Source organism: Aquimarina sp. Aq107, assembly GCF_943733665.1.
Lineage (GTDB): Bacteria > Bacteroidota > Bacteroidia > Flavobacteriales > Flavobacteriaceae > Aquimarina.
Window position 1 is genome coordinate 39,450 of the sequence record NZ_OX030782.1, and the last position, 26,762, is coordinate 66,211.

The 26,762-nt window shown below is 34.7% G+C and carries 21 protein-coding genes; all 21 read left to right on the forward strand.

Features of this window, described 5'->3' with window-relative positions:
• Positions 1-25 precede the first annotated feature (25 nt).
• The 21 genes from NMK29_RS00180 (at position 26) to NMK29_RS00280 (ending at position 26,757) form a co-directional block, all read left to right on the forward strand.
• Positions 26-499, forward strand: coding sequence for a phage tail protein (locus tag NMK29_RS00180; protein WP_108805100.1), 474 nt, complete (start codon positions 26-28; stop codon positions 497-499).
• A gap of 82 nt (positions 500-581) precedes the next feature.
• Complete coding sequence (locus NMK29_RS00185) at positions 582-1,025, forward strand: phage tail protein (RefSeq protein WP_027395214.1); 444 nt, start codon at positions 582-584, stop codon at positions 1,023-1,025.
• An 11-nt stretch (positions 1,026-1,036) separates the two neighbouring features.
• Positions 1,037-1,570: a phage tail protein gene (locus NMK29_RS00190; protein WP_199915067.1), complete on the forward strand. Its 534-nt coding sequence runs from the start codon at positions 1,037-1,039 to the stop codon at positions 1,568-1,570.
• Positions 1,571-1,572: 2 nt separating this feature from the next.
• Complete coding sequence (locus tag NMK29_RS00195; RefSeq protein WP_159092326.1) at positions 1,573-1,737, forward strand: DUF5908 family protein; 165 nt, start codon at positions 1,573-1,575, stop codon at positions 1,735-1,737.
• A gap of 3 nt (positions 1,738-1,740) precedes the next feature.
• Positions 1,741-2,457 carry a hypothetical protein gene (locus NMK29_RS00200; protein ID WP_108805102.1) on the forward strand — a complete coding sequence of 239 codons (717 nt, stop codon included), beginning with the start codon at positions 1,741-1,743 and terminating at the stop codon, positions 2,455-2,457.
• Between the two features lie 3 nt (positions 2,458-2,460).
• A complete protein-coding gene (locus NMK29_RS00205; protein ID WP_108805103.1) occupies positions 2,461-4,143 on the forward strand; it encodes a phage baseplate assembly protein V in 1,683 nt (560 codons plus the stop codon).
• A 5-nt stretch (positions 4,144-4,148) separates the two neighbouring features.
• On the forward strand, positions 4,149-4,565 hold the full coding sequence (locus NMK29_RS00210; RefSeq protein WP_108805104.1) for a GPW/gp25 family protein: 417 nt from the start codon (positions 4,149-4,151) through the stop codon (positions 4,563-4,565).
• 32 nt (positions 4,566-4,597) lie between these two features.
• Positions 4,598-5,020 (forward strand): hypothetical protein, encoded by a 423-nt coding sequence (locus NMK29_RS00215; RefSeq protein ID WP_108805105.1) that lies wholly within the window; start codon positions 4,598-4,600, stop codon positions 5,018-5,020.
• Positions 5,021-5,050: 30 nt separating this feature from the next.
• The gene (locus tag NMK29_RS00220; RefSeq protein WP_108805106.1) at positions 5,051-9,247 is read left to right on the forward strand and encodes a baseplate J/gp47 family protein; all 4,197 of its coding nucleotides are present in this window, start codon (positions 5,051-5,053) and stop codon (positions 9,245-9,247) included.
• 32 nt (positions 9,248-9,279) lie between these two features.
• Positions 9,280-10,464, forward strand: coding sequence for a hypothetical protein (locus tag NMK29_RS00225; RefSeq protein ID WP_108805107.1), 1,185 nt, complete (start codon positions 9,280-9,282; stop codon positions 10,462-10,464).
• A 61-nt stretch (positions 10,465-10,525) separates the two neighbouring features.
• Positions 10,526-11,632 carry a hypothetical protein gene (locus tag NMK29_RS00230; protein WP_108805108.1) on the forward strand — a complete coding sequence of 369 codons (1,107 nt, stop codon included), beginning with the start codon at positions 10,526-10,528 and terminating at the stop codon, positions 11,630-11,632.
• 69 nt (positions 11,633-11,701) lie between these two features.
• Positions 11,702-14,143: a hypothetical protein gene (locus NMK29_RS00235; protein WP_108805109.1), complete on the forward strand. Its 2,442-nt coding sequence runs from the start codon at positions 11,702-11,704 to the stop codon at positions 14,141-14,143.
• Positions 14,144-14,154: 11 nt separating this feature from the next.
• Positions 14,155-15,756 (forward strand): contractile injection system tape measure protein, encoded by a 1,602-nt coding sequence (locus NMK29_RS00240; RefSeq protein ID WP_159092327.1) that lies wholly within the window; start codon positions 14,155-14,157, stop codon positions 15,754-15,756.
• Positions 15,757-15,890: 134 nt separating this feature from the next.
• The gene (locus NMK29_RS00245) at positions 15,891-17,288 is read left to right on the forward strand and encodes an ATP-binding protein (RefSeq protein ID WP_108805111.1); all 1,398 of its coding nucleotides are present in this window, start codon (positions 15,891-15,893) and stop codon (positions 17,286-17,288) included.
• A gap of 331 nt (positions 17,289-17,619) precedes the next feature.
• Entirely contained in the window at positions 17,620-19,455 is a 1,836-nt protein-coding gene (locus NMK29_RS00250) for a DUF4157 domain-containing protein (protein ID WP_199915068.1), read from the forward strand.
• A gap of 65 nt (positions 19,456-19,520) precedes the next feature.
• On the forward strand, positions 19,521-21,686 hold the full coding sequence (locus tag NMK29_RS00255) for a hypothetical protein (protein ID WP_108805112.1): 2,166 nt from the start codon (positions 19,521-19,523) through the stop codon (positions 21,684-21,686).
• 275 nt (positions 21,687-21,961) lie between these two features.
• On the forward strand, positions 21,962-22,666 hold the full coding sequence (locus NMK29_RS00260; protein WP_108805113.1) for a hypothetical protein: 705 nt from the start codon (positions 21,962-21,964) through the stop codon (positions 22,664-22,666).
• Between the two features lie 171 nt (positions 22,667-22,837).
• Complete coding sequence (locus NMK29_RS00265) at positions 22,838-24,295, forward strand: cobyric acid synthase (RefSeq protein WP_108805114.1); 1,458 nt, start codon at positions 22,838-22,840, stop codon at positions 24,293-24,295.
• Positions 24,295-25,302 (forward strand): histidinol-phosphate transaminase, encoded by a 1,008-nt coding sequence (locus NMK29_RS00270; protein ID WP_108805115.1) that lies wholly within the window; start codon positions 24,295-24,297, stop codon positions 25,300-25,302. The genes NMK29_RS00265 and NMK29_RS00270 overlap by 1 nt, the downstream gene beginning before the upstream one ends.
• The gene (gene cbiB / locus NMK29_RS00275; RefSeq protein WP_108805116.1) at positions 25,293-26,234 is read left to right on the forward strand and encodes an adenosylcobinamide-phosphate synthase CbiB; all 942 of its coding nucleotides are present in this window, start codon (positions 25,293-25,295) and stop codon (positions 26,232-26,234) included. Before NMK29_RS00270 ends, cbiB begins: the two co-directional genes overlap by 10 nt.
• Positions 26,227-26,757, forward strand: a complete 531-nt coding sequence (locus NMK29_RS00280) for an AAA family ATPase (RefSeq protein ID WP_108805117.1) — start codon at positions 26,227-26,229, stop codon at positions 26,755-26,757. Before cbiB ends, NMK29_RS00280 begins: the two co-directional genes overlap by 8 nt.
• Positions 26,758-26,762: the final 5 nt, after the last annotated feature.

Genomic DNA, 26,762 nt, shown 5'->3' on the forward strand with positions numbered 1-26,762 from the left:
TAATGAATAAGTAAAAAGTAAAACAATGGCTTTAACTAAAGAACAAATAAAGACAGATTACCCTTTAGTAACCTATAATTATAGGGTAGATATCAATGGAGTATCTATAAGTTTTTCGGAGGTATCTGGTTTAGAATTATCCTTCGAAACAACAACATATAAGGAAAGCTTCGCTACAGGAGGAAAAGTAGGACCAAATATTATGTATATGCCTGGGCAGATTCAACCGGTAAATATATCTATGAAGAAAGGATTGGTAAAAGGAAAGAGCATTCCTGTCTTTTATGATTGGATCAATGATATACAATTGAATCAGGTAGATAAAAGAGATATCGTAGTGCATCTTTTAGATGAGACCGGTAGTACTGTAGTGAGCTGGAAAGTTATTGATGCTTTTCCAACCAAATTAACCGCTCCTTCTTTTGATGCAAGCTCTAATGATGTAGCTATAGAATCTATGGATTTAATGGCATTTAGAGTTACGATGGAAGAAGCATAGCAGGCAAGTAAACTAAGCAAATCCTATTCTAAGAAATAAAACCAGAATGATAAGTCAATATAAATTTTAAAACCAAAGTATTGTGGCAATTGATAAACAGAAAATTAGCGAAACCTATCCGTTACCGGTATACAATTATCAGGTAACGATTAACGGAGTTGAAATCATGTCGTTCTCAGAGATTTCAGGTTTAGAAATTGACCATGATCATGTGTTGTATCGACATGGTTTTAGTTGGGCAGTTGGAGATCATTTGATCCGTGGCCAAAGAAAACCAATTAATATTTCTTTAAAAAGAGGGTTGATCAAACGCAGGAGTGATTTATATGACTGGATTAAATCTGGAGAAAAGAAAGACATTAGAATAGAACTCTGTGATGAAGCTGGGATGGGCATCGTAGTTTGGGAGGTTTCCCGAGCATTACCTTTCAAATTAGATGCTCCATCGTTTAGCGCTAGCGCCAGTGAAGTAGCGATAGAGAGTCTCGATTTAATAGCTCATGACTTACGAGTAAAATACAATTAAAGAGTTACCATATGTTAGATGTTTTAAGAGCAATGAATTTTGCAGATAAAGAGCCTACATTATCACACAGATTTGGAGTGTTCTTTCTATCAGGAGGCGTTATTCCTAATCCAATAGATCTCAGATTTCAAAAAGTTAGCGGTATCAATACCGAAGTACAATTGGATACTATAAATGAAGGTGGACAAAACCTACATGCACATCGTGTACCCAAAAAGATAAATTATAACAATTTGGTACTGGAACGAGGTTTCGTAGCTAGTAGTTTAGCCGATGGTTTAGATAGTTTTAATCTACCAGGTTTTGGTCAGATGCGCTCTCCTCTCATTTCTGAATTCAATGCGACATTTTCATTTTTTAAGTTTAATCCTTCTAATGTACTAGTCACATTATTTAACGAAAATGGGATTCCTATTGGAGGATGGTTATTTCTAAAAGCATATCCAGTAAAATGGTCCGTATCTGATTTGGATGCACAATCCAATTCCGTGGCCATTGATACAATGGAGTTGGCATATACACGATTTCAAATTTTAAGATTATAAAAATGGCAGTAGAGATCAAAGAAATTGTCATTCGAGCAATTATATCAGATGCTTCACAGACAGATGAAGGTAGCCCATCTTTGGATACCAGAAAAGAACAATGTGATGTGGTACAAGAATGCGTGCATCAAGTACTAAAAATATTGAAAAAGAAAAACCATAGATAGATCATGGCATTACTAAGTGAATTAAGTTTTAAACTACAAAAGCTTACCATTTTTTCTTTTGATAATGAAGAAAGAACCGTTGGTAAGAAGAAATTAGAGGTGATGTTTAATCCTGAATCCGTTAGACGAAGTTTTATAAATAAGTTTACCGATAAGGCGAGTAATCCTCAGAATAAGAGTGATGCTAAGTTTATGCACAGCGATTCATCTACGGTGAGTATGAGTCTAATTTTTGATGGAACCGATGTAGATCAATATGGGGCAGAGATTGCACTTAGATTGTTAAGAGGTACCCAAAAAAGTGTTGCAGAAAGAATAGATAATTTTCGAAAAGACATTACAGAAATAAAAGGTAAAATTCATGAACCACGCTATCTAGTTCTTAGTTGGGGAAAAACATTAAAGTTTAATTGTAGACTTTCTAGCTTAGATATTAATTACACATTGTTCGAAAGAAATGGAGATCCTTTACGAGCCGAGCTCAATGTATCCTTCATTGGGGATGATACGCCCAAAGCGCAATTAGCTAAGTTGAATTTACAATCTCCTGATCTTACGCATTATCGTATGGTAAAATCAGGTGATCAATTACCATTGATGTGTCAAGAAATATATGGTTCTCCGATGTATTATCCATTAGTAGCAAGTGCAAATAAACTAACGGATTTTAGAAATCTAATACCAGGTCAAGAAATTTACTTTCCACCAATAGAAAAATAAAAGATGTCATCAACTGTAGTAACAAGTACGATTAAAAGCAACGGCAAGATCCTGCCATTAGGATCGTATGAATTATTGTCGATAGATACGAGCAAAGAGTTTAACAAAATACCTTTGGCCGAACTTAAGTTATCTGATGGTTGTGTAGCAAATCAAAAGTTTACCACCTTAGAAAGCGATGCTTTTATACCAGGAGCTTTGATTGAAATCTTTTTGCGGTACGAAGGAAATAATACAAACGAGACGAAGGTTTTTGAAGGTATCGTGATCAATCAGGAAATCGAACGCTCACAATACCAATCAGTACTTACGATAGAGCTTTGCGATCCGTCTATAAAAATGACCACTTTACGAAAAAACAAAGTGTTTCAGAATAAAACGGATAGCAAACTTATAAAAGATATTATCAGCACCTACAGGGATTTAAAAGCTAAGAATATTGAAAATACTTCTTTGGCACATCCACAGATGGTACAGTACTATGTTTCGGATTGGGATTTTATAGTATCAAGAGCAGAAGCAAATGGGCAACTAGTAAAAGTTGATAATGGAGAGGTTTCTGTTTTTACGCCACAAATTGGAAGTACCGATCATACCCTAACCTTTGGGATAGACCTGGCCCATTTTGATCTAAAAATTAGTAGTCGTCATCAATATCAGAAAGTACATTCATTTGGTTTGGATACAAAAAAGGATGAATTAGCACTTAGTATTCCCAAAAAAGGTAAAGAGCAAATATTAACTAGTATTGATTACAAAACTTCACAATTGTCAGATGCAGCTGGAGCTAAAGAAACAAACTTGGTTCATGCTGTACCTACAGATCCATTAGAATTGCAATCTTGGTCAGATGCGCAACTTGTAAAATCTCGACTGTCTTTGGTACAAGGAACCATTAGGGTTAATGGAAATGGAAAAGTAAAAGTAGGTCAGACCCTGAAAATAGAAAATGTAAGTCGATTTAATGGAGAACATATCATTACTGGAGTTCGACATGGATTTGTAATGGGTTCAGGATGGTATACTTACTTGCAGATTGGAATGGATGCCAATTGGTTTAGTTCGCAATCTGATATTATAGATACAAAAGCTGCTGGTTTATTACCTGGTATAAATGGATTACAAGTAGGAACAGTGTTGGGACATATAGAGGATTCGAAGCAGGGATTCCGAATTAAAGTACATATACCAGCTTTTGATCAAGAAGCTAAAACTACCGAAGTATTAGCTATGTATACCACATTAGATGCTGGAGTAGATCATGGAATTTTCTTTCCTCCAGAAAAAGGAGACCGTGTAGTGATTGGTTTTTTAAACGATGATCCCAGACAAGCAGTTGTTTTAGGGGCAATGCATAGCCACAAAGCACCGCATACCGAAAAGAAAAAAAACTCATACAAAGGGATTTTTACCAAGTCTAATTATCAATTGCTTTTTGATGAGGAAAAAGAAACGGTAACGCTATCTACAGCGGATAAGGACCAATCCAACGAGCAGCTATTAGCCATCAATCAAAAGGAAAAAACAATCAAACTAGAAGATGCTCATGGTAATAGTATTCTGATGGGTAAAGATGGTATTAAAATTATAAGCGCTAAGGATTTTTCAATAGAAGCTGCAGGAGACTTTGATATCAATGCTAAAGGAAAAGTAAAAGTAAAAGGAAAAAAAGTGGATTTAATATAAGTGCTATGAATAATAAGTTTTTAGGAAACGGATGGTCATTTCCTCCTGCTTTTGCAGTTGGAGGTGCTGAGGTGATACTTACTTCAGGAGAAGAAGATATCAAACAAAGTCTTCAGATTTTGTTATCAACATCACTGAAGGAACGGATAATGCATCCTGATTTTGGGTGTGATCTCTCGCAATTTTTGTTTGAAGAATTGGATCACAAATTTGCCAATGAGTTAAGTGGTATCGTATCTCGTGCCGTATTGTTATACGAACCAAGAATTGAAGTGAATAATGTTTTGATAACAGATATAGATCCCGAAAATGGCGTAGTACATATCAATGTAGATTATTTGGTAAGAGCAACAAATAACCGATTTAATCTTATCTATCCATTCTATATCAATGAAGCTTCTAGTGTGGCATTTGACTTATAATAAAATCGATGATTATTTAAACTAAATGAGAAATGGATCTAATAGTGATAGATGGAGATACGGTTAATTTTTTACCAACTTTTGGAAGCGCGGTCGTTAGTGTACAACCAGGTAAGATAACGGCATCAGGGAAAACGACTGTCAAAGGAAAAAAAGTATGTGTAGCAGGAGACGAATCCAAAGTGGAAGTTAAAAATTGTTCGTATGTAGCACCTCCATTTGTAATTCCTGGTCAGGGAACATTAACCATTAAAAAATTAGGTCCAGATCAATTAACAACAAAAAGTAAAAGTGGAAACAAAAGCATGATCATAAAGGGGAGCATTTTTATAGCAGAGTTTAAGGTTACTTCTCCAGCAAAACAACCACCTCCAGCAAATACACCAGATCCTTTACCAATGTATCCTGGACAAGGTAAACTAGTTCCCTCAAATGCAAAAATTAAAGCTACTTAAAATCTAAATAACCTAAAGTTGTAAAAAGAGATGAATACTATTCAAAATATAGATAATATACTTCTTAGAGATGGAACCAGCCAGAACGATCGCAATTCGGATGCTCTGAGCACTGATTACGTGGCTATCGAAGGACGTAGTTTAGAAGAATCGATTGAAGAAGCACAACGGTTAGCCAAAGAACTTCAGTTTTTTGATGAACAAAATAGACCTACGGGTACTTGGGAATCATTTCTTATAGATGATCCGAATATATTTAATCAAAATTCGCTAGAAGGCAGAAAAATACAACAAAAATACTGGGCAAAAGAACTAGCTGCCTATGTAGAAAACCCAGAATTATTTTATAATAACACCGAAAAAAAGGCGAAATTATCAAAGCCTCATGTAGTGTTGTTCATTACCTTTCTTAAACTAATGAATCACGTAAAGTCTAAAATGAATGGACTTACCGAAAAGCATCTCGATTTTTATTATAGAAAATATCTACAATTAAACCCAAAACAGGCAGTACCAGATGTAGTGAATGTACTTTTAGAATTAGAAGAGAATACTGAATATCTCGAAGTACAAAAAGGAACCATATTACAGGCAGGAGAAGATGCTGAAGGAAACGAATTACAGTATGTCACCAATGAAGATACGGTGATTAGCAAGGCTCAAATAACACAATTAAAAAGTGTTTTTGTATCCAAGCAAGTACGAACTATCCAAAATGTACATCAGGAGAGAGGAAAGACTAAAGATGCTGCATTTGTAGACATGATGGAAATGGCGCTAGGACATCCAAGTCCAGGAGATGCACTCCCAGATTTTCCAGAAGAATCACAAATAGAAGATGTTTTTCAATTACATGAAGCTGTAAAAAATGAGAATTCCAACGCAATTACCTATGTAAAGGAAGTGTTGTTTTTAGAAAGAGATGAGTTTGACCGGATTTTTTTAAAGCATCAACAAGACAAAGAAGGTATTCCTATAGATTGGGAAGCTGAGTACGAGTTATTAGAAAAGGCATATGAAAGAAAAATTATTCACCAGAGACAACAAAGTTTAAAAGAATTAGATCTCACTAATGGATTTGATACCATGCTAAAGAAGGTGTATGGGAATCCAAATCCAGGAGATTCTTTGCCTTTTTACAATGGAGAAACAGTATCTTTAGAAAAAGTACTTGAAGATTTACAAGCCTCAAATGAAAACTCCGAGCAAGCATTAGAATATGTGGAAGTAGAATTATTGTTAAGAAAACAAGATTTTATCCATCTCATGCAAACCAATAGTGATAATACTATTTCCGAAGAAGATAAAAATAAAGTATATCGTATTTTAGAATTTTCAGAACGTCAGCTGCGTTCTGTGGTAATTCCTTCTCCAGAAACAGAACAATTATCAGATATTTATGATACTTCTAATGCTAAAGATTTTCTTTTTAGTCAGTATGATGAGGAAGAAGAAAGTAAAAGGTTCAAAACCTTTGGAGATAGACTAGCCGCAATAGAAGATCATTCTTTAAAACCATCAGAGATTGGATTTGCGATTAGTTCTCCAACCCTATTGCTCAAAGATGGAAAACGTACTATTGACGTATTATTAGATCTAAATCTGAGCAACCAAAAAATAGAAGATTTACGAGCTGTTTTTGATAAAAACGTTCCTTTTCAAACCTATCTAAGTAGCGCAGAACAATGGTTTACGCCAGATGAGGTGCACTATTCTTTAGGGAATTATGTAGGTAGTCCATCTGAGAACAATCTAAATGTTGAAATAAAAGATCAAACCATTACACGATTAGATACGACTAATTTTAATGTTACTGATATAGGAAATTACATCGTAGATACCACTCAAAAAATTTATGAAATTGTAGCTTTTAAAGATGTAAAAATCGTAGAAGTTAAAGAGGTTGGCATAATAGAAACACCTGTAGAGAATGTTCAGAAATACAATAAGGATCAGGTATATCTAAATGCGCTGAGAATCCGAATTAAGCTTCAGGATAATGATTTGCCAATTATTTCATTTCCATTTTCGTCATCTTTTATAGAATCCGATCATCCTGTTATGGTCTGTACATTACAGTCTTCAATAGAAGGGCAAGATGATCAAAATCAGATGCGAAGTAGCTTTCAGCACCTAGTAGACGTAGTATTACAAAAAGCCCATATTCGAGCAGATGTTCAGGATATGCAGCATAGTATCATTGAGAATGATGAAGGAACAATCGATACCAACAAACCATTTGAACCTTTTGGCTTTCAACCCGAAATAGGAACTAGTCTTTATATCGCTAATGACGAAATATCTCAGAAACGCTTGCAAGATGTAAAGTTGCATTTAGAATGGGTCAAACAGCCCACATCTTTTGTGAATTATTACAAAAACTATTGGCTTATTCAGGCAGATCATACCGAGGAAGAACTCGCTGCACTAAATGATGAACAATTGGCTGAACTTATAGATCAAAAGTTAGGTTTTGATGCTGCTATCATTGAGAGTGACCATGATTTTAAGGCGGATGTCTTTTTACATGATCGCAATGCGGAATTATTACTTTCTACAAAGATTGAAGATGAGCAAGGCAATGAAGTAACAGAAGGATTTCCTCTTTTTAATAAAGAAAATAGTATATCCATAGATGATATTCCTACAAGGATAAAAAATACTAGTCCAGATTATCAATATAAAGAACGTTTTGGAATACAGACAGACGAAGAAGAAGCATTACTTTGGGATCGCTATTTTAGAATAGAATTAACTCCAACAAACTTTCAGCATGTAGTATTCAACACCTTATCTGTTAAGCAAGCAATATCGGAAAAGGTAGATATAAAAAACTTAAAGATTAATCCACCATATCAGCCTAAGCTTAAAAAACTTGGAATCTCATATACATCTTGTGATACTATTCTAGCAAAAACTGCGGTGGATAGTACGAATAAGATATTTCATATACATCCTTTTGGATATGATGATATAACTCCTGGAGAAGAAAGTACGCTAATTCCTGCGTATAAGGATGAAGGCTCATTATATCTGGGAATCGCAGAGGTAAATACACCACAGGTACTTTCATTTTTATTTCAAATGGCAGAAGGAAGTGCAGATCCAGAAGTAGAAAAACCAGTAGTGAAATGGAGTTATCTACGAAATAATGAATGGATAACATTAGCACCTTCTAACCTACTAAAGGATGGTACGAATGGATTACTGAATACAGGGATCGTAAAAGTTAGAATACCTGAAGATGCTACCCAAGGTGGTACCTTAATGCCATCGCATTTACATTGGATTAAGATAAGTGCGTTTAAAAATATTGAAGGAGTATCTGACACTATTGATATTCGGAGTCAGGTGATTAGTGCCACACTCGCTAGTGAAACAGTAGCGCCAGTACATTTTGAAAATCCATTGACAGTAGATACGATTACCGAAGAACTCAACCAAATACCTGAAGTAGCAAAAATTACGCAACCTTTTACATCTAGTAAAGGGAAACCGGTAGAAAAGGGAGATGCCTTATATAAGCGAATCAGTGAACGTTTACGGCACAAGAACAGAGCGTTGACGATGTGGGATTATGAACATATGATATTACATCAGTTCCCAGAGATCTATAAAACGAAATGTCTTCCGGCTTCGGATCGTATCGGGGGAGTAGATGTGATTGTAGTTCCAGATATTAAAGGAAAATTACCATTTAATCCTTTTGCTCCAAAAGTAGCAACAGATACACTTCTTAAGATCAATTCGTATCTAGAAAATCTGGCTCCGACCTATGCCGAGATATCAGTTTCGAACCCTTCTTATTTACAAGTTTCTACAGAATGTGTTGTAAAATTTTATCCTGGATATGATGAAGTTTTTTATAAAGGAAAGCTAATAGAAGAAATCAAAAGATTCATGTCTCCGTGGGCATATGGAGAGGATAACGAAATTCAAATCGGAGGATCACTCCATGCTAGTCTGATTATCAACTTCATTGCAGAACGTCCTTATATCGATTATGTAGCAAACCTAAAATTATTTCAAAGCGAAGACGGAAAGACGTTTACCGATGTACGAAGTCTGAATGAAGGCAAATCTATCGTAACGCCCTCGCAACCCGACATGATTATGGTAGCTGCCCAAATACACGAAGTCTATGTAGTTAACGAAAATGGATTCGAAGAAGACAGCTTTGAAGGAATTAATTATATGGAAATAAGCAAAGACTTTATCGTAACATAAAATCTTGAAACTAAAGTAATAAATACAGTCTTATGGAAATCAATAAAAGAAATAGAACAGAACTCAAGGAATATTTTAAGATTAATGATAAACCTACTCAAGAAGAGTTTTCAGATTTTATAGAAGCCAGTATTAATCAAGCAGAAGACGGGATCGCGAAAGTACAAGGTAATCCGTTGTCTATACAAGCAGAAGGAGAGCGAATAGGTACACAAGAGATTGTAGATCTCTATGAAAATTTGGCGGATGATAATCCACAATGGTCTATTAATTTAAATCCAAGAGTAAATGCTGAAGAACCATTGAGTAATCAATCTGGATTAAATATCAAAGACGTAACAGGACAGAGTCGTTTGTTTATCAAATCTGGAGAAGGTAATGTTGGGATTGGGACAATAGAACCGTTAGCACCCCTTACGGTAAAAGGAAATACAACTTTTGATAAACCTGTCGGGGCAATGCAAATTTCTGAAGATACCATCCTATTTGGAGGCAAAAATACGAATGAACATAAAGATTCTGCAAAGATTGAAGTAGGCGCTACCACCTTAAGATTATTTGGAAAATCAACAAATAGCGATCCTGCTACCAGAAAAGTAGAGATTATTGCCGATGGCGGAACTCATATTCAAGGAGCGGTATCGGTGCAAGGCGATATAACGGTAAAAAAATTGAAGGCAGAGAATATTTCTACGAATACAGATTTGGATAAAGAAGGTGCTAGCCATGATAGGATTCCTACCCAAATGGCAGTAAAAAGCTATGTGGATACACGAATGCCAAAAGGAGTAATTGTTATGTGGTCCGGAAATATTAGTAGTATTCCTGTAGGATGGGTATTGTGTGATGGGCAGCAAGGTACTCCCAACTTATCAGGGAGGTTTATTGTAGGATTTGACAAAGGAAATTCACAATATCAGATTGGAAAAACAGGAGGAAAAGAAGAAGTAAGTCTAACCACTGGCCAATTACCATCACATAGTCATTCAGGAACTACTGGGGAAGCCGGCGAACACGCACATAATTTTACGGGAGCAGCTAAACGAGGAGATGGATCTGGTACAGGAAGTTCTAATGATTATTATAAAGCATTCACCAGAACTACCCAACCTGCAGGTAAGCATAGACATTCCTTTAATACCAATAAGACTGGAAGCAATCAACCTCATGAAAACCGTCCACCGTATTTCGCATTGGCATATATCATGAAATTATAAACCAAAAAGAAAAGATTGTAGCAATTACAGAAGATTTAACATCCTAAAAAAATTAGAAGAAGTGGAAATCAATAAAAAAAATAGAACGGAACTTAAAGGTTTTTTTAAGATTAATGACAAGCCTACACAAGAGGAGTTTGCAGATTTTATAGAAGCTGTGTTGAACCAAGCAGAAGATGGTATCGCAAAAGTACAAGGAAACCCATTGTCTGTGCAAACAGAAGGAGAGCGAGTTGGCACACAAGAAGTGTTGGATCTATATGAGAGTTTTTCTGATGATAATCCACAATGGTCTATTAACCTAAATCCAAGAGTTAATTCTGATACACCCAATAGTAATCAGCCTGGTTTTAATATCAAAGATACTACTGGGCAAAGTAGACTATTTATTAAGTCAGGAGAGGGAAATGTTGGTATAGGAACCATAGAACCGACAGCCAAACTTACAGTTGAAGGGAAAGATACAGCTCCATTAATTTCTATAACTGATACCACCAATAACTCCACTACTATTTTCAAGGTTTCTAAAAAAGAAGGAGTTGCTATAAAAGGAACATTGCAGGTAGAAGGAGATCTAAAAGCATCTAATATTTCGGATAATGAAGAATTGGATAATACTACAACTAGTCATGATAAACTCGCCACCCAAAAAGCGGTAAAGACCTATGTAGATACACGCTTGCCAAAAGGTCTCATTTCTATGTGGTCTGGACAAGATATCCCCAAAGGTTGGGTATTATGTGATGGAACCAATAACACTCCTGACTTATCAGGAAGATTTATCGTAGGAATGGAAAAGAATAATCCAGAATACCAAATTGGTGAAAAAGGAGGGGCAAAAGAAGTAACCCTTACTGAAGCACAAATGCCAACTCATACCCATTTAGATAATGGTCATACACATGGAGTAAATGATCCAGGTCATAACCATAATCATGGAAGTTTTAATGGATTAGTAAGATTTACCAATAAGGATACCACGGATACAATGGATAATAATACTGGCAGTGGTAGAGAGTTTGCCTTAAATAATTTTGGAACAATTCAGAGCAATAAAACAGGTGTTTCTATTAAAACTGCCAAAGCAAATTTACAATCAACAGGAGGCAATAAAGCTCATGAAAACCGACCTCCATATTTCGTTCTGGCATACATCATGAAATTATAATCATTTCAAAAGCTACAGCAATAGATACATATCATTTTGTAGAAATACGAACAATAATTACCTTTTACAATGACAGATACAATCACCATACCTAAAGAAGTATCTCAAAATAGTGCATTAAGCTATGAATTCCTTAGAACAGAAGGAATGCAACTGATCCAAAAAATGGCGGCAGATACATGGACCGATCATAATATTCATGATCCTGGTATTACGATTTTAGAGCAAGTATGTTATGCAGTCACTGATCTGGCATATCGAATGGAATTTGATATACAGGATTTGATAGGGAATAACCATAAGAGTTTGTACAGTCCAGCGACCATATTGACTACCAACCCGGTGACCCTTATGGATATTCGTAAGATGGTAATTGATATAGAAGGAGTTAAAAATGCGTGGGTAGAAAAAGTAATTCCAAAAAATGCAAATGAACTTGAACCTAGTATTCCCAAAGGATTGTTTCGTGTATTTATAGAAAAAGATGGATTATTTGATATTCCAGGAAGTAAGATCATTCCCGCTGTCCGAGAAAAACTAAATAGCTGTCGTTCTATTTGTGAAGATTTTGAAGAGATCAAACTATTAGATACGCAAGGGGTAAGATTACAAGGTGTTATCGAAATTGCTGATAACGTAGACGATATCCATGAGCTAGTGGCCAATATGTTACATCGTGTAGGGACTCATTTTTCGCCACGCATTCCTTTTTACACCTTGCAGCAACAACTAGAAAAAGGGAAAACAACGGATGAGATTTTTGATGGCCCACGATTACATCATGGTTTTATGGAAGATCAGGATATCGCCAAAGCCTATCGTAAAGAAGAAATCCAAACCTCGGATGTGATTAAAGAAATAATGGATCAACCGGGTGTATTAGTAATCGATAAACTGGCACTTGCTACGGGGACTAACACAATAAAAAATTGGCTCTTACCATTGGATACTTCTAAAACACCTATTCTGGATGTTGATGGTACCTTATCGCAATTATCTTTTACTTCCAAAGGCCTTACGGTAAGTGTTGATATAGAACGAATCAAACAATTATATAATCAAAAAAGAACAGAGGAAGTATCCAGATTAGGATCATTAATAGAAAAAGATATCATTTTGCCTACATCTGATGCACTATCATTAGATCAATACTATCCGATTCAGAATCAATTTCCGATGAATTATGGTATTGGAGAAATAGGAGTGCCAGATTCTGCTTCAGCTACCAGAAAAGCGCAAGCAAAACAATTAAGTGGATATTTACTGTTTTTTGAGCAAACCCTTGCTAATTATTTTTCGCAGTTAGCGAGTTTCAAAAGACTAATGAGTTTTGATGGGGATGATACCAGTACGTATTTTAATCAAAATTTATTGGAGTGTGTTCCTGGAATTTCAGAGTTGCTAGGCAGTCCGGAGAGCTATACTTCGTATCTACAGGAAATGACTGCTGATACGAATATAGGATTGTTAAGAAAAAATAAATTCTTGAATCACTTGTTAGCTCGATTTGCGGAGAAGTTTACTTCTTACGGAATGGTAGTAAAAGATATTACTGATGATCAAGATACTTCAGATAAAAAATTAATTAAAGACAAAGCACGATTTTTAAAAGAATATCCTGTTGTTAGTGGTTGCAAAGCAAAAGGATATGATATCAAAAGTGATCTTTGGAATACTGAAAATGTCTCTGGATTAGAAAGAAGAATTGCTTTAAAAATCGGGATCGAAGATTACAGTCGTAGAAATTTGGGAGATGGGGAATCGGCTGGATTACATATGATAGAGCATGTGCTATTGCGATCCAGAAAATCTTATCCTTATCCTTTTGTAGTAGGTTATGGCATATCCTCAATCACAACATTTGAGGCTGCTATCACAGAAGAGTTTACACGATGTATCATCGGTGATCATGATTTGCTACCAGGTGAAGAAGTAGTAATTACCAACAATGATCACTACAACGGTATCTATACGGTACTGGCCGTTGGGGATGACTTTTTTGAGATCAAAGCACCTTTTCAGGAATCAGAAACAGGAGCGGTTTGGAAGCGTATGCATGATATACGATATTATTTACGCTCGGCTGCGATTCAAAGTTTTAGAGCGGCAACTAATTCCAATCATACCTTTTGTCAGATAGGAGCACATTCTTTACAAGTTGGAGACCTTATAGAAATTACCAAAACAACCCATTATAATGGAGAGCATACCATTATTTCGATATCCAACGATGGTTTCGAAATCGATGTGCCTTTTGCTGAGGAAGAGGAAACGGGACGATGGATGGCTTCGGAAACTTTGAAAGATCCCTATTCTTTACAGCTCACGTTTATGCTTCCTTCATGGATAGAAAGATATCAGGATGATGATTTCAAAAAATTCATAGCCTTAACCATTAGAGAAGAAACACCTGTGCATATCAGAACCAATATTCAATGGTTAGATCAAGAGGAGATGCAAGAATTTGATCGTGCGTATCATCGTTTCCTTACTGAAATTCAAAACGGATAAAAGACCGGATTATGGTACAGCAAAAACACATAGTTAATAAACAGGTTTTAGAAATACATGTACCGAAACATTCGGATACATCCAAGATACAGCATGAATTGAGTTCGTTGTGTAGAAATCAATTGACGACTGTGCTGGATCGTGTGCTTAGCCAAGCGAATGTATCAGAATCATCACTTCAGATTGATCGACTAACATTAGATTTAGGGAATGTGTCTTTGCAAAATTTTGAAACCGCTTTTATCGAAAAATTACAGGAAGAACTCACAGCATATCAACGAGCAGATGTAGTTTTAGAGAAACCAAAAAGTGATAACACTCATGAAGAAACACCACTAAGAGCTATCATTTATTATCTAAAGACAGGCGTATTACCTTGGTGGTCAAAACAAGGAAACAAAAATGATTTTCAGGAGCAATTAGCACTATTATTAGAACAACCAAGTAGCACATTTATTAGATTGTTAAAAGAGTTACCATGGAATCCTACCTACTTAAACCGCTTTGTATATGCAAGTGCAGAAGATCAATTATTAGCTTCTTTTAGGCTTGTTACTGACCTTTCATCTGCTCAGATCCTAAAGACTAAAAACAGTATTCTCAATAGCATTCAGAAGAGATATACTTTAGAAAGGGAGAAAGCAATCAATAGTTTTTGGAAAACAGTTTTTCTAAAATATACCATTGCTAATAGAGATTCAGTATTCACAAAAGAATGTACAAAAGAGGTACTTCTAGATCTGGGGATTGATGAGAAAGAAGAACTTATAGCAGATAATAGTCGGTATGCTTATCAGATCAAAAGATTAGTGGATTCCTGTATTGCCTTGTATGCACAAAATGCAATAGGAAAGGAATTTTTTAAGCAAGTATCATCTTTGGTAAATCATCCTTTTTTTGATCAGCTACCTCCAAAGATGTTGAAAGAGACGAAATCATTACTTACCGATGTAAGCAATACTTCTAAGGAAACTATAGAAGAACTAGATGTCAATAATTTGTTGACGCCTTTAGCATTGCATTTACAAGGATTACAAAAGGAATTGAAGCATTTAGGATCAAAGCCAAAATCTATCATAACAGAACAATTGTCTTCACCATTTGATGATACGGATTTTATATCCATACAAAATGCAGGATTGGTATTGTTCTGGCCATTTTTAGAACGCTTTTTTGAGAATATAGGAGTTATGAAGGATAAGAATTTTGTGGATGAAGTAGCTCGCAACAAAGCAATTTGTGTAGTACAGTATTTATGTGATACCAAAGAAGAGGAATTGTTTGAAGGTGCCTTACCACTGAATAAACTATTGTGTGGTTTGGATATGGATGCCGTTGTATCCCCAATCGAATTGTCAGCCGAAGAAAAAGAAATAGCCGAAGGTCTGGTAACTGCTGTGATAGCAAAAGGTCCTAAATGGAAAAACCTATCTCCTGATGGATTTAGAGCTTCTTATTTGTGCAGGCAAGGTTCCCTAAGAACTAGAGATGGACATTGGTTATTGCAAGTAAAAAGAGAAACGCATGATATTACTTTAGAAAAATTACCATGGGGATTTCATACCGTAAAATTACCATGGATGAAAGATATTCTTGTAGTAGAGTGGTTGTAAGTTGAGTATTGCAGGGTTTTTTAAATAATAGAAAAATATAGAAAGTAGAAATGTGAAATACAAAAACGAGGGCTGAGGTTCTCGAAGTCCGATTTACAAAGAAGAACCTTAGTACAGTATAAAGAAATAAGAATATGGAAAAATCAACAATCATAAAAACAAAAAATCATAATAAAACTATTACTAATGTAAATAGTAGTAATGCCGAAGTTTTGCAAGCCGAACTTGCATGGTTAAGTCTGGTATTACGAACCCGCTTAGAACTACATTTCGAGCAGGAAACACTGTACGAATCTATCGAAGAATTAACGCCTCCAGATATAAAGGGTAAGGAAGGAAGTTATACCAACTTTATTCAAGAACACAAACTCAACTTTGCAGAAAGACTACTATTAATTCTAGCATTAGTACCACATCTAAAACCTGAAGTATTAGATATTTTACTCACTAAAAACAAGGATTATGACAGGCGGTATAGTGAATTTGGCGGAGTATTGTTAGAAGGACATTTAGGATTAATACCAACGGCAGAAACAGCGATGTTTTTATTATCAGGAGATGATCTCCAAAAACGATTAGCATATCATGGACTAGTTACTCAGTATTTTATAGGTATACGACAAGGAATGATCAGTACGACACCGACTAAAGGGAACAGTCCTTTATTGAGCAGTATATGGATGGTATCTAATGAATATGTAGCCTCTATACTAACAGGAATACCCTATCAAGCAATATATAGCCCTGATTTCCCTGCACAACAATTGCATACTAAGCTATCTTGGCAAGATCTTATCGTCTCTAGATCTACAGCACGTAGCTTGCAGGAAATCAGGGATTGGGTTACTCACGGACAAACAGTTTTAGAAGCTTTAGAACTTGGCAAACGATTAAAACCTGGCTACAAAAGTTTGTTTTATGGGCCACCAGGAACTGGTAAAAGTATGGCTGCTGCTTTATTGGGAAAGAGTACTGGTAAACAGGTATATAAAATAGATCTGAGTATGACGGTTTCTAAATACATAGGAGAAACTGAAAAAAATCTGGCAAAAGTATTTGATCAGGCACAACAACACGATTGGATCTTGTTTTTTGATGAAGCTGATTCATTATTCGGGCAGCGTACACAGGTGAGCAGTGCTAATGATCGATACGGAAATCAGGAAATTGGGTATTTACTACAACGTATAGAGGATTTTCCTGGAGTAGTAATCCTAGCAAGTAATTTGAAAGATAATATAGATGAGGCATTTACTAGAAGATTCCAATCCATGATTGAATTTACAATGCCAGGAGCAGACGAACGCTATCAATTATGGCAACAATCTTTTGCAGACAAATTACCATTAGATGCCAGTGCAGATCTATGGAAAATTGCAGAACACTATGATATTTCTGGTGGATTGATGATGAACGTGATACGTAAATGTACACTGCAAGCAGTAACCCATGAAAAAGCAACTATCTCTCAACAGAACTTAGAAACGGCCATAAAGCAGGAGTTACAGAAAGAGGGAGTGATTATAAGTTAAAAAACGTCAGTTCGAGTGATCACCTGAAGTGCAATGGAAGGTGATTGTATCGAGAACCTTTTAAGGTACAAAGTAAAAGTATTTAGATAGTCACACTAAGCTTGTCGAAGTGTTGTCCAAGTAATAGAGAAGAGTTCAATATAAATACGATTATAAATTTTAATGAAAGGATCAAAACATCCATCCTTTTTCTTGCACTAAAGCTCGCCTATCACTAATGTGATATCGTCTTCAAAGGAAGGGAGTAAAGTCCCTCTTTTGAAGAGGGATTTAGGGAGATGTTAGTAGTAAAATGCAATGAGTATAAGAATAATAGTTAACACAAAAAACTATGAAAACACAAACAGATAAAACTCAAGAACCGCAGCACTCGATTACCCCGAGAGTTGTTAGTGAATCTAGCAACGGAGGTACGGCACAATTAAAAGATAACCGTACCTCTTCTTTGAGTCAAAGAAAATTACGATCTGGAATGGATAGTATGGATAATAGTAACAATCCGATCCAACGAAAAAATAAGACCGGTTTACCCGATAACCTAAAATCTGGTATAGAAAACTTATCAGGATATAGTATGGATGATGTAAAAGTACACTATAACTCCAGCAAACCAGCCCAATTACAGGCACACGCTTATGCCCAAGGAACAGATATCCATCTCGCACCGGGGCAAGAAAAACATCTACCTCATGAGGCTTGGCATGTAGTACAACAGAAACAAGGTCGGGTACAACCAACCCGGCAGTTAAAAAGCAAAGTAAATATTAATGATGATGCTGGGTTAGAAAAAGAGGCAGATATCATGGGGAATAAAGCCCTAAGAACAGTTTCCTTTGGTCTACAAGGGCAAACTGTCGATGAGTATAACACACATTCAAATGTTGCGCAATTGAAGAAAAAAAGTGAAAATGCAAAAGTTGGAATTGAGATAGAAACCACCTTGCCAGTTAGGAAAAATAATGAAGTAACTGAAGCTAATTATGTTTGGAGTAAAATTATTAAGATTATTTCAGAAAGAAATTATCCTGTTGAAGAGAGAGAAGTTATCCGAAGAGTCATAAAACCTAAATACGAAGATGAACTTTGGAACTTAATCTCTACTTACCGTATAAATAAATCTTTGGATACGAATCAAGAAAAAAGACTTTCAAAATTTGCAACTAAAGCTTCAAAAAAACTTAGCGAAAAATTCGATCCTGGTTATAAAAAAGTTGTTCATAAAGGTAATGGGTGGGAGGCAATGGTTGATCATGTTCACAAGGTAAGAAATGCTGCTGGTGGCGGAGAGCTAATGACTGATTCTGCCGTGGAGATTGTTACAAAACCAGTTTCTAAAAGGAAAGATGCAAAGAATATAATTACTAATATACAAAGTTGGTTGGGAACCGTTATTACAGCAATTGGAAGAGAAAACTCGTACGTAGAAGATGATTATCGATATGAAATTCCAGAAAGCCTTCGAAATACATTATTACCAAATGGTCAATTACTCGGAAATATCCAGGTTAATGTAGGTATGAATTTAGAAGACGTACAAAGTGTTTTTAAAGATTACGCAGATGAGTGGGATGATACTGTATTAAAAGGACGTAAGGACAAATATATACAAGAAGATAATTTGTGGAATACATTCGTCAGTAAGTATAATGTTTTTTCAGTGAACGGAATGGCAGAAGAAGATAAACCATATTTACGAAGTATTGTTTTTCAATATATGTATTTAGCACTTCGCCAGGAAAACTCTATGAAAGGATCTAAACACCCTAAGAATAACTATCCAATTCTTCCTAAAACTACAATTAATACACAAGTAGCTGTAAGTTCATGGGATAATAAGAATTTGTGGGCTGGAAATAATATTTTTAGGCGCCATATAGCTGATTCTTTGGAGCTAGCGCTACGAGAACATAAATTGTTTAAAAGAATGAATACTTTTAGAAAACAGGTGTATGACGGAATATTAAATAATGCAGAACCAGGAGAAATACCAGATACGTATTATTTAGAAGAACATTCAGGATTACAAACAAAGAAAGATCAATATGCAGGTGTCTTTGAAATTAGGCATGGCCAAGATATTGAACATGTTCAGTCAGAATGGTTAAATATTTGGAATGAATATATAGATGAGCCTGTCCCTTATAACTGTTGTTTTAAAATATTTTAAAGATGGTCTTGACTTGTATCCATACTTATCATAATGAACAATTTAATAAATAAGCTTTAAAAACCGTGAAAGCATCAATAGAGCATACCAAAGAATTAAAAGCCGCGACTATTCAAAATATACAACAAGAACCTAGTTCTAGTGGTGAGTCTACTATTGTTGACAACCGACCTGCTATTGCTGTACAACGCAAACTAAAATCCGTAATAAGTAGTTCTCAAAAAATAACAACACCTATTCAGCGAAAACCAACAGGTTCCTCACGCTTTCAAAAAATAACTTTGCAAATGGGTCGACAATATGGCGTGGATACTTCCTCTTTAAAAGCTACTCATAATTCTCCTTTTCCAGGAACACTAAATGCTGAGGCAACTATACAGGGCAAGAACATTCATTTTGCTCAAGGAAAGGATACTACAGAGAATATGAAACACGAAGTAGCACACGCAATTGATAATACATTGCACGGTACGCCAAAGGGAGATACAATAGTAAATGGTCATAAGATAGATACTACTAGAGAGAAAACTGTAGACCGTATGATCAGTACCAATGTTAGTATACAACGAAAAGATAGTAAGAATGTACTACCAAATAGTTTTGTTATTCAACGTAGAGTGGTGAATAATGATACCGAAAAAAATAAAGAAGCCGCAGAAAACCCAGATACTTATGTAAATGAAAATGCCGAAAATAATTGGTTTAAAGTTCTAGAGCAATTTCAGAACGGAACCCTAAAACATTATAAGGGATCCGCATTATATGAAATTAGCGGGTCACCGGAAGGATTAAAAAGCTATAGTAGAAATTCATTTTTATACTACTATGGGATGAACGTACTATTGATGTATCGAAAAATGATTACCGAACAATTGTTACAAGATGCCATAGAACCAGTTAAAGATTGGGAAAAAGGACAACGACAAAAGAACTTTTATAATATTCACGGACAGGACAACAGACTTAATAGAAAATGGGAGGTCGATGAGCCTATCAAACCTTTAAAAGGAAATGTGCCTGGAAGTATGAATCCTACCTCAGATATTGATGTGAACCTGAGTGGTGATGGTACTGAGTTTGCTGTGTACTGGCTTAATCGTGAGTTTAAAGAAAAATATGGAAACGGTAGAGAATCAGGCGTAGTTTATGATATTAATTTTTATGCTCAGGACTTTGTCCCTAAAAAGGTTTTTGGATTAAAAGGGAGAGGAGAACTAGATAAAACTGGTAACGAAAAATATTATCAGAATGATAACTGGAGAACATATCAAATCGAAGATGAAGCAGTAAAAAATGAAGATGAAGAAGAACAAGAAATAGCCTCTTTACTCATGATGCGGGTAAACATGAATCAAGCTGATTGGACAGATTATACAAATCAATTGAATCCACTTAACCAAAACAATCGATTAATATCACAACGTGTTTTACAGGAAGTTGAAAGAAAGTATACAGAGCGAAACCAGCTTTTGAATGCAAATGGTAATGCCCCTACAAATTTGTCCCCGGATTTAGCAAAAATAGCTCCAGAGAATCGAATATATGAGAAGATTTTGCTTAAAAAAGTCATTGAAGCTAGAATGGAATATCAAATAGTAAAATGGAAGCTTAAGAACAATCCAAATGATCAAGACCTAAAAAATAGAACCGATCGAGCGTATAAAAATCTTAAAAAAGCAAAATCAGAAGCCTTAGCTTATGCAAATGAAGCATATTATACCCAGGGAGCGGTGATTGGAGTCGTGGTAAATAAGCAAATGCTTGATAATATGTATAAAGATGATAGATCTACAAAGTATTTGAAATTAAAGCTTACTCCTGCCGAATATTATCATGGATTTACGGAGCAAATAGGTTTTGCATTTCATAGCTTAAATGCTGTAGAAAATATGGATGATTTAATACCAATGGGAAAATATGTGCATAGAGCGTATAACTTGTTCAAGCATTATTGTTTGGTTACAGATAAAAATTATACAAGATATTTCTCCGAAAAAGAACGAAGAGCTGCCAGTAATTGGGAAGGAGCCAAACAGGGTAAGCATTATAATTTTGTTACACGAAGTTACGAAGATTCAAACCTAAAAAAGGATACGGAATTATGGGCTGCACTAAAAAAATATTTTGGAACCAGTATATGGTATTTAGGTGTTGATAGAATAAAAGAAGAAATCAAAAAGAAGTTATTACATCTTAAAATAGAATTTGATAAAGCACGTAGAGAGCCTTAAGAATAGAAAGGTTACTCTGCTCTCCGAAGTTTGCAACTTCGGAATTGAGTAAGTAAAAAGTGTAAGAAAAGGATATGTACAATACTATAAATTAAAACCTGACAGGTCTGACTAACTAATAAAGTTGCTTTGGTAAAACGGAAATTTCTTAAATCCGTATTCATATAAATTTTCCAGTATATATCCATGTCGTAAAATTACCTTTATTTACCGTTTTTGTGATAGTTATCAGGGTTTTATGATACTACTTTTGGAGTAACAAAAATTAGTACATTATGGAAGATAAAAAATCAATGTATTCGCTTAGAAAAACAATAGGAATTCTCGGGTTAGCACTACCCATACTATTGTTAGTTTCACATCAGCAATTACTTTCTAGTATGAGTCACTATTATTATACCGCAGGAGGCGTGTTTTTTATTTTAATTCTATCTGCTTTTGGCTTGATCTTGATCAATTATGGTGGATACCCAAAACAAGAAGGAGAGCGGTTTAGCGATCGTTTTATCACCACAGTAGCAGGAATATGTATTTTGATTACAGTACTGGTTCCTACCAAATCCGAAAATCCTTTAGGTACTTTATTTTTCACGGATACTCCCTATTTGTTTGGTCATCAATCTAACAGTTTACTAGGTACAATTCATTTGCTCAGTGCAGCTTTCTTCTTCTTTTTGTTGGGATATATGAGTTTTTACAAATTTGTATTAAATCACGATGCATCAGCCTCTAGGAATAGATTGTTTAAGAGGAGTGGTATCATCGTTTGGGCTGCCGTAGGGACACTTATTATCATTTTTGCGATAGAGAAACTACTAAATATAAATATGGATGAAGTATTTCCTGCCTATACCTTTTGGTTAGAGTGGGTAGCGGTTTATGCATTTGCAGTCGCTTGGTTGGTAAAAGGAAAAATCCATCTGGATGTCGAAAAAATAATGAAGACTTTTAGTCAAGAAAAAAGTTTGGAGAAACATTAAGATTTTGTAAGAGCTTTTCAGAAATATGAGTTTTCATGACATCAAGTGTTTATTACTCTCCCGTCGAAGAGAGTAATAAAATGTATCAAAATGTAGTTCTAATAACTTTATCATTAACCCTATATAAACTCTATTTAATTCAATATTTTTGTGCTGAGAAAAATATTGAATATGCAAAAATTACAGCCTATAATGTTAGTTGGTACTGGCTCTGATGTCGGTAAAAGCTGGATAACAACAGGTATTTGCAGATGGCTGAAGCAGAAAGGGTACAATCCTGCTCCTTTTAAAGCTCAAAACATGTCATTAAATAGTTTTTCTACACCTAATAATCTAGAGATTGGAAGGGCACAGGCGGTACAAGCAGAGGCTTGTGGTATTCCGCCAACGGTAGAAATGAACCCCGTTTTGTTAAAACCTTCATCTGTAAATAAATCACAAATTGTTTTACACGGAAAACCAATTGGTGATCAAACAGCTAAAGAATATTTTTTAGGAGATAATAAAAAACAGTTGTTTGAAGAAGCTAAAAAATCATTTAGACAATTGGCTTCAAAACACAATCCTATCGTAATGGAAGGTGCTGGAAGTATTAGCGAACTTAATTTAAAACATAGAGATATTGTAAACATGCGAATGGCAGCTGCTGCAAATGCGTGTGTTTATTTAGTAGCAGATATTGATAAAGGTGGGGTATTTGGAAGTATATATGGAACTATTGAATTACTAGAGGATTGGGAGCGTAAATTGGTGAAGGGAATCATCATTAATAAGTTTAGAGGAGATCCAACTTTATTCATTGATGGGAAAAAGAAATTAGAAGAACTTACGGGTATTCCAGTTTTAGGTATTTTACCTTATGCCAAAGATATTATTATTGAAGAAGAAGACTCTGTAGCATTGAATCGCAGAAATACAACTGCCTCCGACGACAGACTAAATATTGCTGTTGTCAAACTTCATTATATGTCTAATTATACAGATTTTCAGGTGTTAGAGCAAGAACCATTAATCAATCTATATTTTACAAGAGACATAGAAGAACTAAATAAAGCAGCAGTAATTATTATTCCAGGTACTAAAAATACTATTGAAGATTTAATTGCCTTAAAAAAGGACGGTTTAGATATGGTTATTAAAAAGCAATACAAACGCATTCCAATTTTAGGGATTTGTGGTGGTTACCAAATGCTAGGCAAGGTGGTCAAAGATCCTTTTTCAGTAGAGAGCATGATTAATTCAGAAGAAGGTTTAGGGTTATTTGATATTGAAACAACACTTTCGAAAACGAAACAAACAGTACAACGTAACTTTTGGTTTAAAGATTTGTCTACACCTTGTGTAGGGTATGAAATTCATATGGGAGAAACTATAGTGCCTAAAACGAGAGGTTTAAATCTTGTTGATGGTACTGAAGAAGGTTATTTCGATGGGAATAAAAGCTGGGGGACGTATTTTCATGGAATATTTGATAATCAAGAAGTAGTTACAGAATTATTACGTTTAAAGTATCCGGATGCCACTGCAAAAGACTATAAAGCATTTAAAGCAGTACAATTTGATAAATTGGCTGATTGGATAGATGAAAATTTGGAAATGTCAACCATCTTAAAAAATAGCATGCAATAATGTTAGACGGACATGGGGATGACCTTCATTTAATTGAAGAAAAAATCAGGTATAATTTTAGTTCAAATGTGTATTATAAAGGATGTCCTAAAACATTACTTACTCATATTTCAAAGAATGTCTCTCTAATTCAAAATTATCCTTCACCTACTGCAAGTGAGTTAAATGAATTGGCAGCGCATAAATTTCAACTCGATAGAGAACAGTTCTTATTTACTAATGGTGCGACGGAAGCTTTTTATCTTATTGTCCAATTATTTGCTACTAAAAAAGCGGCTATAGTAGCTCCCACTTTTTCAGAATATGAAGATGCTTGTAAAATTTTTCAGTTAGATTACTTGTTGATTTCTATTACTGAAATAAAAGATACTAATGCCGATTTAGTGTTTATTTGTAATCCAAATAATCCAAATGGAGCTATTTTTTCTAAAAATGATTTAGAACTTATTTTTCAAGAAAAGCCAGCAACTACCTTTGTCATTGATGAAGCGTATATCGAGTTTACTAATAGTATTGAATCTATCATTTCATTGACAAAAAAATACGATAACTTAATAGTGGTTCGTTCATTAACCAAAACATTTACAATTCCGGGATTGCGTTTGGGATATATCGTTTCAAACAACTTAATCATTAAAGAACTCTTAACTTTAAAAATGCCTTGGAGCGTCAATTCATTAGCGATAAAAGCAGGTGAATATATTTTCAAAAATTATGAAGTATTTCAATTTGACGTGGCTGAATTAATAGAAGAAACAGCTATTTTTAAAGAACAACTTGAGCAATTGAAAGGTGTAAAAGTCTATAAAAGTAATACTTCTTACTTCTTAGTTGAATTATTACAGAAATCTGCTAAAGAGTTAAAAGAGTACTTAATTGTAAAACATCAAATCCTTATTAGAGATGCAACAAACTTTAATGGATTAAAAGGAGAGTATATTAGACTTTCTACTCAAAGTAAAGAAGCTAATAATGCATTAATTCAAGCTATAAAGGAATGGATGTGAACCAAATTTATATAGTTGTTTTTGCTTTTGGTTTGGACTTGCTTCTGGGAGATCCTAGAAAATTACCACATCTTATTGTTGGTTATGGAAAGAGTATTGCTTTTGGTGAAAATTGGTTGAATAGAGGTTCGTGTAAATTCGTAAAAGGTGTATTGTTAACAAGTGTATTAGTCGGGATTTCTTTTACTATTCCTTTTCTAATTATTAGATCATTAAATGTCTATGATTTTGAAATTTCAGCACTTGTATTTTCAATATTGATGTTGTTTTATTGTTTGGCGAATAAAACATTGATAAAAGAAGGGTATGCGGTATTTAATACCTTGAAAAATGAAGGATTAGAAGCAGGTCGTAAACGTCTGTCTTGGATTGTAGGACGAGAAACTAATAATTTAAATGAACAGCAAATTAGAGTTGCTACTTTCGAAACCATGTCAGAAAATTTAAGTGATGGTGTTATTGCGCCTTTATTCTATTTTTTGATTTTAGGAGTTCCAGGAGCAATGGGATATAAGATGATCAACACTTTAGATTCTATGATTGGATATAAAAGCGATCGTTATATACAGTTTGGTAAATTTGCCGCAAAATTAGATGATGTTGCTAATTATATTCCTGCTCGAATTACTGCACTACTAATATTGGTTGTGAGATTTAAGTTAAGCGGATTTTCTTTCCTGTTTAGAGAAGGAAAAAAGCATAGTAGTCCTAATGCTGGCTATCCAGAAGCTGCTCTAGCATATGTATTAAACTGTCAATTCGGAGGGCCAAATTATTATCACGGAAAATTGGTTAAGAAACCTTTTATAGGCACTAATAGTCGTGAAATTAAGAACGAAGAAATTAAAACAGTAAGCCAAATTAATTATAAGGTAAGTATTGTTTTTTGTCTTTTAGTTATTGGAGTCTTATTATTAGTTCAATATGTGTAAACTACAAAAAAAATACATCGTTACTGGGGCTCCAGGTACTGGGAAAACGACATTGATAAATATTCTAAAGAAAACCATACCTTGTATGGATGAGGTCGCTAGAAAAGTAATTATTGATGAGCAAAAAAACAATAACAATGGTATGCCTTGGGGAGATATTGATCGATTTACGGATCTTGTATTTAAACATACAAATCAAGAACTATTGAATACTGATACGCTAATTTGCGATAGATCTTTGTTAGATTTAGAAGCTTATTTAATGTTAGAAAACAAAGCTATCCCAAAGTACTTAAGCGACTTTCCTTATAAAGAAACATATCATAAAATTGTTTTTTTTACACCAACCTGGTTTGAGATCTATTGCAAAGATGGACAACGATTACAGGAATTTGAATATTGTTTGAGATTAGAAAAATCCCTTTTAGAACAGTATAAAAACAAAGGATTCGAAATTATAACATTGCCTAAATATTCCCCTCTGGAAAGAACAAAATTGATTTTAGAAACTATTTGCATATAAATCAA

Coding starts and splice junctions, on each gene's coding strand:
- NMK29_RS00225 (WP_108805107.1), top strand. CDS start 9,280: ATGGAAATCAATAAAAGAAATAGAACAGAACTCAAGGAATATTTTAAG.
- NMK29_RS00245 (WP_108805111.1), top strand. CDS start 15,891: ATGGAAAAATCAACAATCATAAAAACAAAAAATCATAATAAAACTATT.
- NMK29_RS00250 (WP_199915068.1), top strand. CDS start 17,620: ATGAAAACACAAACAGATAAAACTCAAGAACCGCAGCACTCGATTACC.
- NMK29_RS00265 (WP_108805114.1), top strand. CDS start 22,838: ATGCAAAAATTACAGCCTATAATGTTAGTTGGTACTGGCTCTGATGTC.
- NMK29_RS00280 (WP_108805117.1), top strand. CDS start 26,227: ATGTGTAAACTACAAAAAAAATACATCGTTACTGGGGCTCCAGGTACT.
- NMK29_RS00240 (WP_159092327.1), top strand. CDS start 14,155: ATGGTACAGCAAAAACACATAGTTAATAAACAGGTTTTAGAAATACAT.
- cbiB (WP_108805116.1), top strand. CDS start 25,293: ATGGATGTGAACCAAATTTATATAGTTGTTTTTGCTTTTGGTTTGGAC.
- NMK29_RS00195 (WP_159092326.1), top strand. CDS start 1,573: ATGGCAGTAGAGATCAAAGAAATTGTCATTCGAGCAATTATATCAGAT.
- NMK29_RS00215 (WP_108805105.1), top strand. CDS start 4,598: ATGGATCTAATAGTGATAGATGGAGATACGGTTAATTTTTTACCAACT.
- NMK29_RS00235 (WP_108805109.1), top strand. CDS start 11,702: ATGACAGATACAATCACCATACCTAAAGAAGTATCTCAAAATAGTGCA.
- NMK29_RS00190 (WP_199915067.1), top strand. CDS start 1,037: ATGTTAGATGTTTTAAGAGCAATGAATTTTGCAGATAAAGAGCCTACA.
- NMK29_RS00200 (WP_108805102.1), top strand. CDS start 1,741: ATGGCATTACTAAGTGAATTAAGTTTTAAACTACAAAAGCTTACCATT.
- NMK29_RS00210 (WP_108805104.1), top strand. CDS start 4,149: ATGAATAATAAGTTTTTAGGAAACGGATGGTCATTTCCTCCTGCTTTT.
- NMK29_RS00270 (WP_108805115.1), top strand. CDS start 24,295: ATGTTAGACGGACATGGGGATGACCTTCATTTAATTGAAGAAAAAATC.
- NMK29_RS00205 (WP_108805103.1), top strand. CDS start 2,461: ATGTCATCAACTGTAGTAACAAGTACGATTAAAAGCAACGGCAAGATC.
- NMK29_RS00180 (WP_108805100.1), top strand. CDS start 26: ATGGCTTTAACTAAAGAACAAATAAAGACAGATTACCCTTTAGTAACC.
- NMK29_RS00220 (WP_108805106.1), top strand. CDS start 5,051: ATGAATACTATTCAAAATATAGATAATATACTTCTTAGAGATGGAACC.
- NMK29_RS00260 (WP_108805113.1), top strand. CDS start 21,962: ATGGAAGATAAAAAATCAATGTATTCGCTTAGAAAAACAATAGGAATT.